This window comes from Enterococcus sp. DIV0755b, assembly GCF_051713765.1.
Taxonomy (GTDB): Bacteria; Bacillota; Bacilli; order Lactobacillales; family Enterococcaceae; genus Enterococcus_C; species Enterococcus_C canintestini.
Map to the genome: position 1 here is coordinate 1,714,411 of NZ_JBIOQN010000001.1, position 16,131 is coordinate 1,730,541.

The 16,131-nt window shown below is 37.9% G+C and carries 18 protein-coding genes; all 18 read left to right on the top strand.

Annotated elements, in window-relative coordinates:
* Nucleotides 1-6: 6 nt before the first annotated feature.
* The 18 genes from IGI65_RS08240 to IGI65_RS08325 all read left to right on the top strand — a co-directional run bounded on the left by IGI65_RS08240 (nucleotide 7) and on the right by IGI65_RS08325 (nucleotide 16,131).
* On the top strand, nucleotides 7-165 hold the full coding sequence (locus IGI65_RS08240; protein ID WP_438773863.1) for a hypothetical protein: 159 nt from the start codon (nucleotides 7-9) through the stop codon (nucleotides 163-165).
* 41 nt (nucleotides 166-206) lie between these two features.
* Nucleotides 207-1,358, top strand: a complete 1,152-nt coding sequence (locus IGI65_RS08245) for a phage portal protein (protein WP_438774429.1) — start codon at nucleotides 207-209, stop codon at nucleotides 1,356-1,358.
* Nucleotides 1,348-2,091, top strand: a complete 744-nt coding sequence (locus tag IGI65_RS08250) for a head maturation protease, ClpP-related (RefSeq protein ID WP_438773864.1) — start codon at nucleotides 1,348-1,350, stop codon at nucleotides 2,089-2,091. The genes IGI65_RS08245 and IGI65_RS08250 overlap by 11 nt, the downstream gene beginning before the upstream one ends.
* A gap of 23 nt (nucleotides 2,092-2,114) precedes the next feature.
* Nucleotides 2,115-3,260: a phage major capsid protein gene (locus tag IGI65_RS08255; RefSeq protein ID WP_438773865.1), complete on the top strand. Its 1,146-nt coding sequence runs from the start codon at nucleotides 2,115-2,117 to the stop codon at nucleotides 3,258-3,260.
* Between the two features lie 136 nt (nucleotides 3,261-3,396).
* Nucleotides 3,397-3,672 (top strand): phage head-tail connector protein, encoded by a 276-nt coding sequence (locus IGI65_RS08260; protein ID WP_438773866.1) that lies wholly within the window; start codon nucleotides 3,397-3,399, stop codon nucleotides 3,670-3,672.
* Nucleotides 3,662-4,048: a phage head-tail adapter protein gene (locus tag IGI65_RS08265; protein ID WP_438773867.1), complete on the top strand. Its 387-nt coding sequence runs from the start codon at nucleotides 3,662-3,664 to the stop codon at nucleotides 4,046-4,048. The genes IGI65_RS08260 and IGI65_RS08265 overlap by 11 nt, the downstream gene beginning before the upstream one ends.
* Entirely contained in the window at nucleotides 4,045-4,440 is a 396-nt protein-coding gene (locus tag IGI65_RS08270) for a hypothetical protein (protein ID WP_438773869.1), read from the top strand. The genes IGI65_RS08265 and IGI65_RS08270 overlap by 4 nt, the downstream gene beginning before the upstream one ends.
* Entirely contained in the window at nucleotides 4,437-4,832 is a 396-nt protein-coding gene (locus IGI65_RS08275) for a hypothetical protein (protein ID WP_438773870.1), read from the top strand. The genes IGI65_RS08270 and IGI65_RS08275 overlap by 4 nt, the downstream gene beginning before the upstream one ends.
* Nucleotides 4,833-4,845: 13 nt before the next feature.
* Nucleotides 4,846-5,463: a phage tail protein gene (locus IGI65_RS08280; protein WP_438773872.1), complete on the top strand. Its 618-nt coding sequence runs from the start codon at nucleotides 4,846-4,848 to the stop codon at nucleotides 5,461-5,463.
* 55 nt (nucleotides 5,464-5,518) lie between these two features.
* Nucleotides 5,519-5,899, top strand: coding sequence for a phage tail assembly chaperone G (gpG, locus tag IGI65_RS08285; protein ID WP_438773873.1), 381 nt, complete (start codon nucleotides 5,519-5,521; stop codon nucleotides 5,897-5,899).
* Between the two features lie 38 nt (nucleotides 5,900-5,937).
* Nucleotides 5,938-6,069, top strand: a complete 132-nt coding sequence (locus IGI65_RS08290) for a hypothetical protein (protein ID WP_438773874.1) — start codon at nucleotides 5,938-5,940, stop codon at nucleotides 6,067-6,069.
* Nucleotides 6,070-6,071: 2 nt separating this feature from the next.
* Complete coding sequence (locus tag IGI65_RS08295; RefSeq protein WP_438773875.1) at nucleotides 6,072-10,406, top strand: phage tail tape measure protein; 4,335 nt, start codon at nucleotides 6,072-6,074, stop codon at nucleotides 10,404-10,406.
* Nucleotides 10,403-11,962, top strand: coding sequence for a distal tail protein Dit (locus IGI65_RS08300; RefSeq protein ID WP_438773877.1), 1,560 nt, complete (start codon nucleotides 10,403-10,405; stop codon nucleotides 11,960-11,962). Before IGI65_RS08295 ends, IGI65_RS08300 begins: the two co-directional genes overlap by 4 nt.
* 3 nt (nucleotides 11,963-11,965) lie before the next feature.
* Complete coding sequence (locus IGI65_RS08305; RefSeq protein ID WP_438773878.1) at nucleotides 11,966-14,926, top strand: phage tail spike protein; 2,961 nt, start codon at nucleotides 11,966-11,968, stop codon at nucleotides 14,924-14,926.
* Nucleotides 14,927-14,937: 11 nt separating this feature from the next.
* Complete coding sequence (locus IGI65_RS08310; RefSeq protein WP_230711487.1) at nucleotides 14,938-15,213, top strand: hypothetical protein; 276 nt, start codon at nucleotides 14,938-14,940, stop codon at nucleotides 15,211-15,213.
* 15 nt (nucleotides 15,214-15,228) lie between these two features.
* Nucleotides 15,229-15,369, top strand: a complete 141-nt coding sequence (locus IGI65_RS08315) for a CD1375 family protein (protein WP_438773880.1) — start codon at nucleotides 15,229-15,231, stop codon at nucleotides 15,367-15,369.
* A gap of 68 nt (nucleotides 15,370-15,437) precedes the next feature.
* Nucleotides 15,438-15,824 (top strand): hypothetical protein, encoded by a 387-nt coding sequence (locus IGI65_RS08320; RefSeq protein ID WP_438773881.1) that lies wholly within the window; start codon nucleotides 15,438-15,440, stop codon nucleotides 15,822-15,824.
* Complete coding sequence (locus IGI65_RS08325) at nucleotides 15,817-16,131, top strand: hypothetical protein (RefSeq protein WP_438773882.1); 315 nt, start codon at nucleotides 15,817-15,819, stop codon at nucleotides 16,129-16,131. Before IGI65_RS08320 ends, IGI65_RS08325 begins: the two co-directional genes overlap by 8 nt.

Sequence of the window (16,131 nt, forward strand, 5' to 3'; positions counted from 1 at the left end):
GAAAATATGTATAAACCACAATATTTAAATGTTGACCGTCAAGAAAAATTAGTGATGGCTGGTAATACAGTGTATTTTCGCAAAATTACCACTACGCCTCTGGGTTACCGAAAAAAACCGCCCGAAAAAATTACAAACAAATCGGGCCGAAGATTTTATAAGTAATATACAAAAAGCAGAAAGGGGGTGGAGGAGTGGCGAAAGTATTGAGTTTTGCAGATATTTTCAAGCGCAACAAGGAATTAGAATGGATGTGGGATTTGGAGCTCGTAAGCGAGACGTCTCAACGTGTATATCTAAAGAAAATGGCGATTGATTCAGTTCTTAATTTTGTCGGGAGAACCATGTCTACAGTTCAATTTAAATTTACTAAAGATAAAAAAGCGATTCGTTCACCTTGGGATTATATTTTGAACGTTCGACCGAATAAGGATATGTCTGCCACACTATTTTGGCAGAAATTTATTTACAAATTAATGTTTGACAATGAAGTTTTGGTTGTTTTAAGTGACGACAATCAGTTGTTAATTGCCGATGATTTTTATCGAGAAGAATACGCTCTTTATGACGACCAATTTAAAAATGTTATCGTTAAAGATTATGAATTTAAGCGTTCGTTTTTAATGGAAGACGTGATATATCTACAATATAACAATGAACAACTAGAAAAATTCACTGATGGATTGTTTAATGACTATGGGGAATTATTCGGTAGAATGATTGAAATTTCGATGCGGAACAATCAAATTCGAGGGAGTGTTTCTGTCGAGACAACTGGTTCGTTTAACGATGATGAAAAAGATTCACGTAAACAAAGACTTCAAAATTTCATTGATAAAATTTATAAAAGTTTTCGAACGTCATCGGTGGCAATCGTCCCGAAAATGAAGGGATTTGAATACGAAGAATATACGAACAAAATGGGTGTATCTAACCAGTCTTTAGATGAATTGGATCGCATGAAAAAATCATTGATTAATGATGTCGCCCGAATGATTGGTGTACCGCCGGCTTTAATCATGGCAGAAAACGCTGAATTAGATAGTAATTTGGACGCATACCGCAAATTGTGTTTAGCGCCGCTGATTCGTAAATTAGCGGATGAATTATCTGCAAAGCTTATTTCAAAATCTGAATACGAAGCAGGCCAGCGAATTGAAGTGCTAAATGTGTTATCACCGAATATTTTCGACTTGTCCGAAGCAATCGATAAGATTGTATCGAGTGGTGCCTTTTATGTTGACGAGGTTCGAAATGAAGCTGGTTATGACGACCTACCTGACGATGAGGGTAAGCAAAGATTACGTACCAAAAATTATGAAGATGTGAAAGGTGGTGAGAGCGAGAATGACAGTTAAAGTCAAAGTGAATGGTCCCATTATTAGTAATGACGACAAGTGGGTTTATGATTATTTTGAAGAAGAAGCAACATGCCCGAATGATGTATTAAGCGTTTTAACTGACAACAACGAAGATATTGAAATATCAATCAATTCTTATGGTGGATTACTTGATTCCGGCAATGAAATTTATACCGCGCTTCGGAATTACCCCGGCAAAGTCACTGCTAATGTCATTATGGCTGGTAGCGCAGCAAGTATTATTGCTATGGGTGCCGATGTTGTTAAAATGTCTCCTGTTGGTCAAATTATGATTCATAATGTTCGAATGGGTGCTGGCGGTGATTATCACGATATGGATAAAGCTAGTGAAATTTTGCAGAAATCTAATAAATCTATTGCATCGGCTTATGAGGCAAAAACAGGTAAAAGTCACGAAGAAATATTAGCTTTGATGGACCGTGAAACGTGGATGACAGCACAAGAAGCAGTTGAACTTGGTTTTGCTGATGAAATTATGTTTGAAAGTCAAGAAAAACCATTGTTGGTTGCTAACGGCGCCAATAATATGATTAATCCAAAAATTATTGCAAAAGTCCGTGAATTAAAAAATAAACAGGAAAAACCTGTTGCTGAAATAAAAATTAATACTGATGAAATCAGCGATTATATTGATGCAAAAATAAATGAAATTAACGACAAAAAAAATGAACCAGTTAACGAATCACCGTTTGCTAGGTTCTTTTTTTAATACAAAAAAATGGGGGAAAGATAATGAAATTGAACAATATGGAAAAATTTAACGAAGCAAAAACAGCTTTTGTCAATTTAGTAAAATCTACTGATGACAAAGACAAACAAGGAGAGGCATATAGTGATATGTTAAATGCCCTTGCTGAAGATGTAATGGCAGAAGCGCGTAAGGAAGCGCGTAAAGAAGCTGAAAGTTATGCGATTGGTTCTGTAGCAGATGGGAAACTATCCGCTACTCAACGTAAATTCTTTAATGCAATCAATACAGAAGTCGGCTATAAAGACGAAACGTTATTACCAGAGGAAACGATTGACCAAATTTTTGAAGACTTAACAACACAACATCCTTTATTAGCTGCAATTGGTTTAAAAAATGCAGGTCTGCGTTTGAAATTCTTAAAATCTGAAACAAGCGGTGTTGCTGTTTGGGGAAAAATCTTTGGTGAAATTAAAGGTCAATTGGATGCGACATTTAGCGATGAAGAAGCAATTTCTAATAAATTAACTGCTTTTGTTGTCATTCCGAAAGATTTAAAAGATTTTGGACCTGCTTGGGTTGAACGATTTGTGCGTTTGCAAATTACTGAAGTGTTTTCTTTAGCCTTAGAAATTGCGTTTTTAGATGGAGATGGTCAAGATAAGCCAATTGGCTTGAATCGCGATATTAAAAATGGTACGACTTCGAACGGTGTCACAACATACCCTAAAAAAGCTTCTCAAGGCGAAATTACTTTTGCTGACCCCAAAACGACTGTTAAAGAATTGACAAAAGTGTTTAAATATCACAGCACGAAAGAAAACGGTCAACCTTTAACAATTTCTGGCTTGGTGACCATGGTAGTGAACCCTGAAGACGCTTGGGAAGTTCGTGCGCAATATACTCATTTGAATGCTGCTGGTGTTTATGTGACAGCTTTACCATTTAATTTGAATATTGTTGAATCAATCGCTCAAACAGCAGGAGAGGTTACAAGCTTTGTAAAAGGTCGTTACGATGCGTACGTGGCTGGCGGTGTTAAGATTTCTAAATTTGACCAAACATTAGCATTAGAAGATTTAGAATTATATGCCGCTAAACAATTTGCTTTCGGCATGGCTAAAGATATTAAAGCGACAGCGGTGTGGACGTTAAAATTAACCAGTGAAGGGGAAACAGAAACACCCTAATTCTGCCACGCTAAATGTGGCATTACCAAACGAAAGCTGGACTATTCCTGAAATTAAGAAATATCTTGATGAAAAAGGGATTAATTACAAATCGTCAGATACAAAATCTGTTCTTTTAAGCAAAGTAGGTGAATAGATGGATGAACTTTTGAAAGAATTCAAAGCAAGAATGAAGATTTATCATTCATCTGAAGATGAAAATCTTAAAATGATTCTATCTGCTTCAAAAGAAGAAATTCAGACGTTGGTTGGTGATTTCAAACTCGAAGAATACCCACGTGGAAAAGAATTGATTTTCGAACGAGGCCGTTATGCATATAACGATCAATTAGAATATTTCTATCCAAACTTTCAAGAATCAATCTTAAACATTAGTTTAGACTTGATGGCAGGTGATACCGTTGGCGATTAGTCAAAATTACAAACGCCCTAAGACTGGTGGTGCAGAACTTCGCACGCCGGTCTTTTTCTATGCATATGTTCCAAATGAGGGACCATTCCCTGGCGAATCACAAAAAAAAATTATGCATAAAGCCATGGCTGAGGTCTACAATCCCTCAATGAAAGACTGGGAATTACTCAATACTAAGAACACGAAACGTGCTGTAACGATTAATATTCGTGACCCGTTAAATGAATACCAGCCAACCAATAAACATGTTGTAGAATTACAAGATTTTCATTTTCTCGATGAAAAAGAAAATTATATTCGCTGGAACGTGATTGATGTTCAACCAAACTCTAAAGACAGTCGGTTCATCAAGATAATTTTAGGGGTGACGTCATGAGTGTATCTGTCACTGGTACAAATGAAATTATCCGGAATATTGAAGCAAAACTAGGTAAAAATCGCGCAAATCGTGTGATTAATAAAGCATTACGAAAAACAGGAGAAAAAAACAAACAAATCGTGAAGCAACAAGTATCGAGTTATATCGATACTGGAAAAACGTATGATTTAGTTATCACCAGTAACGTTAAGACCAATCCTAAAAGAGTTGAAACAGGTTGGGCAAGTAAAGAACGCGCTCCGCTTGTTCATTTGAACGAATTTGGTTATACAGTAAATGGTCGTTATATCCGCCCCCGCGGGTTTGGCAAACTACAAGGAGCTGTGGATAAAATAAAAGGTTCTGCGTTTAATGAAATGCACGATGAATTAAAGGAGCTAGGACGATGAAGTATATGATGATGGAAGTTTATGAAGCTTTAAAAAATGATACTACTATAGCAAGTTTAGTTGATAGCGATAGAATTAAATTTTTTGAAGCGCCTGAAACGTTAGACACATCTAAACCGTTTATCATTATAGATTCACCTTTAGGTCCTTCTACTTCTGCTTATTTTGCAGCGAATAGAGAATTATCGAAGCGGTTTAGCTATCAGATAAATGTAGAATCTACTGATTATTTAACGACTAAAAAAATTGCAAAAGCAGTACAAGACGTGATGCGAAAAATGGAATTTGGCCAACTTACGGGAGGCTTAGATACTTACTTTGCAGAAACAAAACGATACGTTGATGCACGACGTTATCGAAAAAATACAAAAATACACGATACAGATTATTAGGAGGAATTAGTAAATGGAAACTTACGGTTTTGATAAACTTTCAATTCGAGTTTTAAAAAATGATTTGACGCCAGATACATCAAAAAAAATCCATGTTTTGGACGGCACGCCAAAAGAAGGTGGCCCGACTGCAATGGAATTAACTGGGCTTTCAAAAGAAGCACAAAAAGTATTTGCAGGTGACCGCGAATACTACATTGTACGAAAAGGAACAGGTAATGTAGCGGCTAACTTCGGCTTACTAGATATCCCATTCGCTATTGAACAAGAATTGTTAGGGTTGGTGACGTTTGGAACTGACGGTGGTATTGATGGATTTGGTAAAAATACTGAAGCGCCATACTGCGCCGCGGTAGCTGAATCAGAAGATTTATATGGTGAACCAGTCGCGTTCGCGTTTTTAGCAGGTTCTTTTAACCGTGACGGTTTTTCGCTTGCAACAAAAAACGACGAAGACTTTAATCCTGAGGCTGGAGAATACGTCTACAATGCGATGTCACGAGATATCACTATTGAATCTAAAACAGAATCTATGACAGTGATGCGAGCGTTTGGCAAAGAAAATGTCGCATCGTTAAAAACAGCGGTTTTAGGTACTGAAACACCAGCTGAACCTAACCTTGGAGAATAATAAATTATGAGGCTAATCAGAGATGATTAGTCTCTATTTTTTTGGAGGAGAAATTATGGATAAAACAATTAAATTGAGATTGCGTATGAAAAACGGGGAGTACAAAACTTTTATGACAGATTTCGTGCCTTTTTCGAAACGGCAAGAATATATTCGAAAAGAAGCAGAATTAGAAGAGCGAAAAGATAAAGATGGCAATCCAATTATTCCGACACAAAATGATTATTCAGAGTTGCAAGCAGATTTTGTGGCAAGTTTATTCGATGACAAAGAAGTTACTGGAAAAACAATTTTAAATGGAATTGATACTTTGGAAAGCGATCAGATCATGGAAATTATTCGCTATAGGGTTCTTGGCTTCTCAAAAGAAGAGGAAGAAGCCGCAAAAAAAGCACTGGCGGAGGAACTCTTACTTGGCGAGAATTCTACGATCTAAATCTGGAGTTTGTCCGCGAAGTAATTGGAAGTACGAATATGGGAATTCGAGATTTGATGGAAACGGATTGTATAGATGTGGATGAAATCTTACTTGCATCTTCCAATAAGAATAAAAAGAAGAAAAAAGATATTAAACCGTTAGCGGAACTTGTTAAAGGGGGTGCCTGAATATGTCTGGTGGAACACCATTAGGAAATATGGTCATAAAATTAGGTTTAGATGATGCTGATTTTGGAAGAGGTGTTGCTAACTCCCAAAAACAAGTGCGCTATTTGGCTAAAGAAATGCAAGCAAATATGAAGATTGCTGACATGGCAGGTAACTCACTTGGTAAATTGCAATCTAAATTTAGCTCGCTTACTAATATTGTTCAAGCGCAAGAAAAACAAGTCAATGCGCTTAAAACAGCATATGATAAATCTTTTGACGATAATGGCAAAGCTACAGAAGCTACGAAGCGATATGCTGCACAATTGCAAGAAGCAAATGGAAAATTGGCTAACTACAAGCAACAATTAATTCAATCCGCTGGTGCTTTAGCCGAGTACAAGGTTAAAAATGAAGGTTTAACAGGTGCGATTTATAAAGGCTCCGAAAAGATGATTTCTGCCGGAGATAAAATGGCCTCTGTTGGTGGCAAACTCACTACAGGCTTAACATTGCCGATTGCCGGCGCCGCACTCGCTGTTGGTAAAGCGGCCATTTCATGGGAATCCGCCTTTGCTGGTGTCAAAAAGACAAATGATGAAGTCATTAACTCCACTGGTCAAGTCGTGTATTCATACAAAGATTTGGAAAATGGATTAAGAGGATTGGCGAAAGAACTTCCAGCAAGTCACGCTGAAATTGCAAATGTTGCGGAAGCCGCAGGACAATTAGGCATTCAAACGCCTAACGTTGTTGGATTCACAAAAACAATGATTGACTTAGGTGAATCGACAAACATGAGTGCAGAGACCGCAGCTACCTCTTTGGCGCGATTTGCCAATATCACCCAGATGTCGCAAAAAGATTTTGATCGTTTAGGCTCTGTAATCGTTGATTTGGGGAATAACTTTGCCACCACGGAATCAGAAATTACAGAAATGGGTCTACGGTTAGCCGGTGCTGGTAAGCAATTAGGTATGTCGCAAGGCGAAATCATGGGTCTTGCTACGGCATTAAGTTCTGTTGGTATTGAAGCAGAAGCCGGAGGTTCTGCATTTTCAAAAGTAATGGTAAATATGCAATTGGCCGTAGAAAATGGCGTAGGTGCATTTGATGAATTATCCGCGATGGGTTCGAAAGCTGGTCTTTCTTTATCTGATATTTCAAAAGCGGTTCAAGATGGCGGAAAAAACCTTAAGTCTACTGCGGGACAAATGGGCTTAACCAATACGCAACTTCGTTCTATGTATAAAGAAGCTGATAAATCTGCAATTGCTTTGGAAAATTTTTCAAAAGTGGCCGGAATGACCAACGCTGAATTTGCAGACCTCTTTAAAAAGGACCCTTCAAAAGCAATTATGAAATTTGTTGAAGGCCTATCCCATGCCGAAGAAAAAGGAACTTCTGCCATTAAAGTGTTAAACGACATGGATATTAAAGAAGTTCGTTTACGTGATAGCTTACTTCGTGCCGCAAATGCGAGTGGTGTATTCGGTGATGCAATTGAAATGGGGAACAAAGCATGGAAAGAAAATACTGCGTTAACTAATGAAGCCAGCAAGCGTTATGAAACCACAGAATCAAAATTAAAAATGCTGAAAAACGAAGCTGTGGATGCTGCGATTGAATTGGGTGGCCCACTTATCGATGCATTACGTGATGGCCTGCAAGCTAGCAAGCCTCTAATAAAAGGCCTGGGAGATTTAGCTAAATCATTTAGCTCTTTAGATAAAGAGCAACAGCAAAATATTATTAAATGGGTAGGTATAGCTGCCGCAGCAGGACCAGTTTTATCAATCGCAGGAAAATTAACCGGTGGAATCGGTAAACTAGGAAAATCATTCATTGATTTAACAGCTAGCATGGCGAAGAAAAAAGCTATGACAGCTATGGCTGCTGAAATGGCCTCGGGTGCTGTATCTGCCACATCAATGGGAACTGCTGTAGCTGGCGCAGGAACGAAAGTTGGTTTATTCGGCAAATTAGCTGGCTTAGCCGGTGGAAAAGCCGGTGTGGGTGCATTGACAGCCGGACTATCTGGCGTTGCGGTTCCTGCCGCAATTGCCGTTGGTGGTGTAGCTGCTGTAGGAATTGCCCTTTATGCAGCAAATAAAGCGTACGAATCAAATCAATTAGCTGGAGCCCGTTGGGGTACAAAAGTTACTAAAGAACAGGACAACGTAATTAAAAAAGCTTACGAATTAAACGAAAAAGCTTCTACGTATGTTAATGAATATGCTGATGGAATTGCGAGTTCTGCTGAAAAAGCCAAGAAAGCTAATCAAGAAATAGTTAATTCAATTCAAAAAGTTTTAGATAAAGAAATTGAACGCAAGAAAAAAGCTGCTGAAAATATAGTAGACGATGCCGAAAAGAAAAAAGCTGAAAACTACATCAAGTGGCAAGAAACAGTTAATAAAGCAGAAGTGCAGCAAGCGCAAAAGAAAGTTGATGCAATCAATCAAGTACTAACGAATGCATCAAAAAATAGTCGTAATCTATCAAATGAAGAACGACAATTTATTGCGAATAACTATAAGTTATTAAGTCAAGATCAGTTGAAGGCAGCAGGTTTTAGTAAAAAACAACGTTTAGCGATTGAAACTGCCTATCAAGCGGATATGTCTAAGCTAAACTACAAAGATTTGTCAAAACGACAAGAAACATTGCAAACTGCGTTGAAAGACGAAAAATCAGCGTATGAGAAACAAGTAGAAAGTTTAAAAACAATCTATGCTAAAAATCCACAGGCGCTTAAAGCTTCGATGGATAAATTAAATAAAGAATACAAGCAATCTACTGATACTTTAGTGACAGGATTAGCCAAAGTATTTCAAGCGCAAGGCAAAGATATTTCTCAACTGTCAGAAATTTGGAAAGCGTATGGCTATACCACCGATGAAGTGTTATCTCTAGTCAATACGTCCATTAAAGCATCGTCAGATAACTTAGATTTACTTGCTAAAGGGACAAGTGAAGCAGATATGGCATGGAATGCACTGGCGCTAGACCCCAAAACAGGCGAAGTCAAAACGAACATGGCTGAAACCTTAGTAGATATGGCAAAAACTGACGAAGGTTGGCAGCAACTGAAATTCATGTTGAAAAATGCCAATATTGAATCTAACGCCAAAGAAGAAGTTGCGGTTGCAATGGGACTTGCCGGCAAGTGGAACCTCATGTATATGTCAGACAAACTTTTAACAGTTAATGGAGACGAAGCAAAAGTAGCATTATACGACACTATTGATGAGTTAAAAGCTTGGAACGAGTATGAAGCTGATCGCAAAATTCTTGGTGCAGATAACGCGGATGTCATATGGAAACTAATAGATTCAGAAGATAAGCTCAATGTTTGGAACACTATTCCAGCTTCTGATAAGAAATTACTTGCAGACAATACAGACTTTCTTTCTAAACTGCTCAATTCTGAAGAAGCTTTAAATCAATGGAATTCATTACCGGATTCTCAAAAGAAAATGCTTGCTGATAATTCAGATTTATTAAGTAAGATATTTACGTCCACCGAAACCTTTAAAGCGTGGGGGAAATTACCTGAACCAGTAAAACAAATGTTGGGGAATAACAAAGATATTTTGGCGAAAGTTAAAGACGGAACTATATCAGTTGAAACTTACAACAAAAATATTATTCCTGCTTTAAAAGTTTTATTTGGTGATGGAAAAAATCTTCAGAATGCAATATCAGGAGCAACTGCTTCAATTAGTCGATATAACAAAAATATTTTTCCAAACGACAAAACAGCTGTAGGCCATGATCAAGCATCAGGAGCGGCGAATAATGCTTATAGTGCGTTTCGTAACTTTATGAATAATATACCTGATACTGTTACAAAAACTGCGAAAGTAAATTTCATTGGGCCCTCCCAGTATGCAACTGGCACAAATTACCATTTAGGCGGACCTGCAATCGTAAATGACCAAAAAGGTTTAACTTACAAAGAGTTAGTTTTACCGAAAGGTGGCGTTCCATTCATTCCGGAAGGTCGAGATGTATTCCTTCCAGACTTGCCAAGAGGGTCTAAAATCATTCCGGCACGTCAAACTAAAAAATTAGTGCCTCACTACAAAGACGGTGTGGGCGTGCCTAAAAATTCAACGCTGATTCGTAATTTAGAAAATATCAGCACTCAAAATAATTCTTCTAAAACTGAAATAAAAATTGAAAAAGAAAATTATTCGGAACAGCTCAGTCAAATAATTAAATTAATAGGAAGATTTAGTTCCGATTTACAGAAACTTAAAATAGTAATGAATGAACGTGAAGTTGGAAGAATCATATCGAATGAACAAATGAAAAATAATCGAATGCAGTCGAGGTTGGAGGGTTTAAGATGATTAGTGATTTAGTCATAACTTATGATGGAGATAAATTAACAGATTATTTCGACTTGACTGCCGAACCTGCTGGAAGAAATATTCAAAATAGAGAGAACAGTATTCAACAGATGGGGTTAACGAATGGTTCACACTTCATAGGAAGTCGATATACAGAACGGATTATTACACTAAACATCTTTTCTGATAGATATTCTGTTGAATTTATTAAAAACAAAATTAATGGTTTATTAAACGTCAAAGAACCAAAACCGATGATTTTTTCTGACAGACCAAACGAAGTCTGGTATGCAATTCTCGATGGTGAATCTATCATGACGAGGTCTATTGATTCTTTAACAGAGGTTAGCGGTGAACTTTCTTTCTTAGTTCCCGCTGGATACTGTGAAGCACTCATTCCATCTAAATATACCGCCACACCAAATGATGATGGAATTTTAGCAATGCAAATTGCGAATAACGGAACCGAAACCGCAGAATTATCATTTGAAGCAACGATGACAAGTGATAACGGCTTTTTAGGTGCAGTCGGACCGTTGGGCGCAATGGAATTTGGAAGTATCGAAGAATTAGATGGTCATAATTATCAAAAAACGGATATCGTGGCCAAAAATAGCTTAAAACCTGACGACCAAAAAAATTGGGAATTAAACAGTGCTAAAGCTGGAACGGTATATCCAATTGCAGTTTCCGGAATACGAAATCGCTTTGGCGAAGGCTCATTTAAGTGGAATGCTGGATCGGAAGGACCAGAACCTGTTTTTCCGACAAATACCACTGCATGTTGGGTAGGTCCTACTCTTTATCGAGATATTCCTAAAAACAGTAATGAAGACAATACTAAAAACTTTGAAGCGATTTGGCGCTGTAACTTTAAAACTACGAAGGTTAAAGAAGCAATTCGAGAAGAATTTAATCTGATGAGTGGGAATAAAGTTGTAGCATCGATTGTTTTGCGTGATAGCATGCAAGAAAAAGTGGAAGGTAAATTCGAATTAGCCGTGATATTACCAGACGGCACAAAGTTTCGACAAGACGGCACGATTGATTTAAAGAAAGCGACAGGCTCTTGGTATGATGTTCGAATTTCAAGAATTGGTCCCAAAGTTACTTTCCGAATCTCTCAAATCAAAAAACTGGGTTCTGGTGACGAAGTGGCCCAGTCAAATTGGCAGTATCAAAAGATGTTCACGTTAGCGGACTTTGAAAATGTACCGATTACAGGAACGACCTACTGGCCTCATACTAGGTATTTAAATGCTGCGGTTCCACCACTAAATTCTAAAAAAGAAAGTATTACGAACTTCGTGTTTAGGTGGATTAACGTTGACAAATGGTCAGACGACCCAAACCGGTATTCTGAGGGTGACGTACTTTCTTATGATGGTACGACTGGTAAGTTCTATGTTAACGAAGTGTTGGCTATGAACGATATTATTATCGGCTCAACTGATTTAAAAATCCCACCAGGTTTTTGGATCGTTGAATTTCATTATTCTAATTTTGGAAAAACTCCACCCAATATTGTGGGAACATTAAGAGAAAGGTGGCTATAATCCTTGAAAATATATGTAATGACGAAAGCTGATGAAACGGTAGCTATTTTAGATAATTCACTTTCTAGCGCAATCCATTATTTTGATGATGAATTCCACCGCTATCTTGAAACTGGTGCAAGCACATTTGATTTATCTATTGCTAAAAAGCACATGATGTACTCGAATGCTTCAACTGGTTCAGAAGATGATTTCCAATATCTAAAAGAGAACCACTTCTTAGTATTCACGTACAAAAATAGAGATTATAAATTCACCATTAGACGCGTTGAAGAAACTGAATCTTCATTGCGTCTTTTTTGTGAAGACTTGTCTTTTGATTTATTAAACGAATATCGCGGACCATATAAAGCTGATAAAGCATATCCAATCTCAAAATATGTCAATGATTGTTTAATAGATTCCGGTTACGAAATTGGAATTAATGAGTTCACTAAAAACGAGCGTACCTTAGAGTGGGAAGGTGATCAAACTGTCTTAAAACGATTGCTATCAATTTGTAATAGTTTTGAAGCTGAAATCGAATTTGAAACGATACTGAATGATGATCGCACTGTCGATAAGCAGTTAGTTCATTTGAGAAAGCGCGTTGGGATGGATCACCCAGATGTTGAGCTTAAATACGGTCGTGATGTCTCAAGTATTCGCCGTAATGTGGATGTTACAGAATTAATCACAGCCATCAAACCACGCGGTCATGAAGAAGACGGCAAAGTTACAACAATCGCGAATGTAGAAAAAGAAATCAAAGATGAAAATGGTAACGTAGTTTTCTATACTAAAAAGGGTTCGGAATACATCTATGCGCCGATGGCTAATCAAGAGTATGGGAACCCAAAACGAAAAGGCGGAGGCTACATTGTTGGCCAATTTAGTTATGATACTAAATCAGATACAGAGCTTTTTAATCGTGCGCTAACGGAGTTAGAAAAGAAATGTGTGCCGGCTTACGAGTTCGAGATTGAAGGATTTTATGACATCGATATTGGCGACACTATACGAGCAATTGATGAAGGATACAATCCAATTCTTTTGCTAGAAGCTCGAATTAGTGAGCAGACAATCAGTTTTAGTGACCCAACGAAGAACAAGACAGTCTACTCAAATTATCGAATTTTAGAAAATAAAGTCAGCAAATCACTTTTAGATCGAATTGATGAAGTTAAAAAATACGCTGAACAAGTTGCAAAGACGTATATTTTTTCTATTAATAACGTTGGCTCACCAATGTTTAAAAATGGTGAAGGTGAAGTAATCTTTACCGCTAAAATTGAGAAAAATAATCAAGATACGACTGGTGAGTTTACAGAATTTAACTGGACTAAGCAGAAAAAAGACGGATCATTGGATACTGCATGGAATGAAGCACATAAGAATTTTGGCAAAGCGTTAACTGTTAAACCGGAAGATTTTGAAGATACGGCTACATTTAGTTATGAAGCTTTGCAGGATGATTTGATATATGGCGGTGCTTCTGGTGTTGTGACAAAGGTTTATGATGGTGAGAATGGTAAAACACCTATCAAAGGTGTGGATTACTTTGATGGGAAGCCAGGGACTAATGGTCTTTCTGCTTACCTTCATGTTAGATATTCACAAAATGCTAACGGAAATCCTATGACTAGTGACCCTACCAATGCGGTATATCTGGGATTGCTCGTTTCCCAGAACCCAACTGCGTCTACGGTGCCAGCTGACTATGATTGGTCTATGGTGAAAGGACCTCAGGGTATTCCCGGCGAAACAGTAAACGGTAAGACCAGTTATCTGCACATCAAGTATTCTAATGATGGTGGTAAAACATTTACAGGAAATTCAGGAGAAGATGCGGGCTCATATTTAGGGCAGTATGTGGACTTTGAATCAGCAAGTAGCACGGACGTGAACGACTACGCATGGTCATTGATTAAAGGTGACACGGGTGAAACAGGCGTTAGTGTAGCATCCGTCACAGAAGAATACTACGTCTCCACCAGCGACACAGAACAAACAGGCGGTGAATGGTCCACTACTGTGCCAAACAACGCCAATCCTAATCTGTACGTCTGGCGCAGAGTTAAAAACACCATGTCTGACGGCACAGTCAGCTATACCACGCCAGCTTTAATCCAAGGCATGACAGGTATCTACCCGTATATTGGACCCACACAGCCAGCCAATCCTAAAGAGGAACAGCAGTGGTGGAAGTCAGATAGTAGCGGTAATATTACCAATTTTTACGTTTACAAGTCTGGTTCATGGCAAGGTCAAACTATTCAACAGTCAGTGCTAAATATCATTGCTTTAAATGCCGTGACAATTACTGGGTCAACTATCACAGGTACAGATATGTATGGTTCGAACTTTATCACAACGTTTACAGATGTACCCGTTCCATTTGCTGGAACTAGTAAAATGTCTGGGAGTGCAACCTTATCAAATGGTGAGTTAACTATTGCCGGTACAGTTGACAACACGTTTCCATTTATGACGCGATACACTGGTACTGGCTATACACTGACAACATATACAGACAGCAGTAAGACCACTATTCGGAATATTTTAGCTGCCAATTATGATAACATTGTTATGCGTGACAACACTAAAAATTTTGGTGGCATTATACAGGCTTCTATGTTGTCCAATACGCCTTGGATCAATTTGAATTTAAGAACTGGATATGCAATAGCCGAAAATAACAGGCCACAATATCGGGTAACTTACAATCTTGATGGTACCCAACATTTGAGTTTTAGAGGACAGTTCAAGAAATCTGACAATAGTAAGATGGTTGCTGGTAGCGATCAACACCCATTTGATGTACCTTCGAGTTTAGCGCCAGCGACAACAATTATGTCTTATGGTGGAGCAAGCACTGGTACTGGGTCGAGACCATATGTTACTTCGAGTGGTTATTTTGGCACAATTATTGGTAGCTCTGCAACTGATTATGTTGATATTTCGATGGTAACTTACGACATATAGGGGGATAAAAAATGATTATTTATTTGCCAAGAAGTGAATTTAAAGACGATAAGTGGTATGACATTTTTGAAGTACCCGACGACATTCCTTTGTCGCCAGACTGGGTGATTGTGCCGCCGCCAGAAGAATATAAATATCCAAAGTTTGATTATATTGATATGCAGTGGCACGAAGATAAAGACAAAGTGCTAGCAGAACTGGCAACAGAAAACAAAACTTTGAAAGCTCGCTTGGAGATGTCCGAGGGAGCTATTTTAGATTTAGCGGAAATGCTTGTAAGCAGATAGAGAGGAGCGAAGAGGATGTACTCAAATTTAGAAATGTTATTTGCAACCCATGTTTTAGAAGGTAAGCGAAAGATTGAAGATGTACCATCAATGTTACGTTCAAATGTTCAGGAAATTGTGGATAATGCAAAAAAGCAAGAAGAAACAGAGCAATAAAATACTTGGTAATTGGGACAATCGGCTTTATCGCCGGTTGTCTTTTATTTTTTGAAAGTTGGTGAGGTATGTCAGATTTTAAAAAGCGATTGCGACAAGATTGGCAATTTATTCTTGTGGCACTAACCACTGCTGGAGTAGGTCTTAATTTCTTAATTCACCCAGGCTTGTTGGAAGATAAGTCCACATATGCTTTTATCATGAACGTGCTAGATGATGCCGTTTTTTCTGTGCCCATTATGGTCGCGGGAATTATTGGTGTCATTTTATTTTGTCTTAACAAAAAACAATATCGTTCTTTTTTATTAGTTTTTTACCAATTTGTTTGGATGATTTTATTTTTAGCCTATGCATGGCGAGCTGTCAGTGGTTTTCAAAACTCCAGTTGGATAATGGCATTGAGTATTAATATTGCAATCTTCTTACTTGCCCTGTGGGTTGAAGCGGATGGCTAATTACCAATGGGCAATTACATTAGGGGGCGCGTTGATAGGTGCTTTAGCAACGCTCATTGCCACAAAATCAACAAATAGCACGACATTGACCAAAACGAATAATGATAATGCCATTCAACTATTTCAGCAATACAAAGAACTTAATGACCAATTACAAAGCAAAGTAGATCGACTAGAAGATAAATTAGAAAAATTGCAAGAAAAATACGAAAAAGAAATTGCCTTCTATCAAAAGGAAATTGAGCGGTTAGAGGACGAAAACGAAATGTTGGTATCAGAATTGGAAAATTTGAAAGGTGGTAAATAG

Bases quoted from the DNA above. Each gene is read 5' to 3' on its own strand.
- IGI65_RS08315 (WP_438773880.1), top strand. From the start codon at position 15,229: ATGTACTCAAATTTAGAAATGTTATTTGCAACCCATGTTTTAGAAGGT.
- IGI65_RS08290 (WP_438773874.1), top strand. From the start codon at position 5,938: ATGGGAATTCGAGATTTGATGGAAACGGATTGTATAGATGTGGATGAA.
- IGI65_RS08240 (WP_438773863.1), top strand. From the start codon at position 7: ATGTATAAACCACAATATTTAAATGTTGACCGTCAAGAAAAATTAGTG.
- IGI65_RS08295 (WP_438773875.1), top strand. From the start codon at position 6,072: ATGTCTGGTGGAACACCATTAGGAAATATGGTCATAAAATTAGGTTTA.
- IGI65_RS08250 (WP_438773864.1), top strand. From the start codon at position 1,348: ATGACAGTTAAAGTCAAAGTGAATGGTCCCATTATTAGTAATGACGAC.
- IGI65_RS08275 (WP_438773870.1), top strand. From the start codon at position 4,437: ATGAAGTATATGATGATGGAAGTTTATGAAGCTTTAAAAAATGATACT.
- IGI65_RS08260 (WP_438773866.1), top strand. From the start codon at position 3,397: ATGGATGAACTTTTGAAAGAATTCAAAGCAAGAATGAAGATTTATCAT.
- IGI65_RS08320 (WP_438773881.1), top strand. From the start codon at position 15,438: ATGTCAGATTTTAAAAAGCGATTGCGACAAGATTGGCAATTTATTCTT.
- IGI65_RS08255 (WP_438773865.1), top strand. From the start codon at position 2,115: ATGAAATTGAACAATATGGAAAAATTTAACGAAGCAAAAACAGCTTTT.
- IGI65_RS08310 (WP_230711487.1), top strand. From the start codon at position 14,938: ATGATTATTTATTTGCCAAGAAGTGAATTTAAAGACGATAAGTGGTAT.
- IGI65_RS08325 (WP_438773882.1), top strand. From the start codon at position 15,817: ATGGCTAATTACCAATGGGCAATTACATTAGGGGGCGCGTTGATAGGT.
- IGI65_RS08300 (WP_438773877.1), top strand. From the start codon at position 10,403: ATGATTAGTGATTTAGTCATAACTTATGATGGAGATAAATTAACAGAT.
- IGI65_RS08270 (WP_438773869.1), top strand. From the start codon at position 4,045: ATGAGTGTATCTGTCACTGGTACAAATGAAATTATCCGGAATATTGAA.
- IGI65_RS08280 (WP_438773872.1), top strand. From the start codon at position 4,846: ATGGAAACTTACGGTTTTGATAAACTTTCAATTCGAGTTTTAAAAAAT.
- gpG (WP_438773873.1), top strand. From the start codon at position 5,519: ATGGATAAAACAATTAAATTGAGATTGCGTATGAAAAACGGGGAGTAC.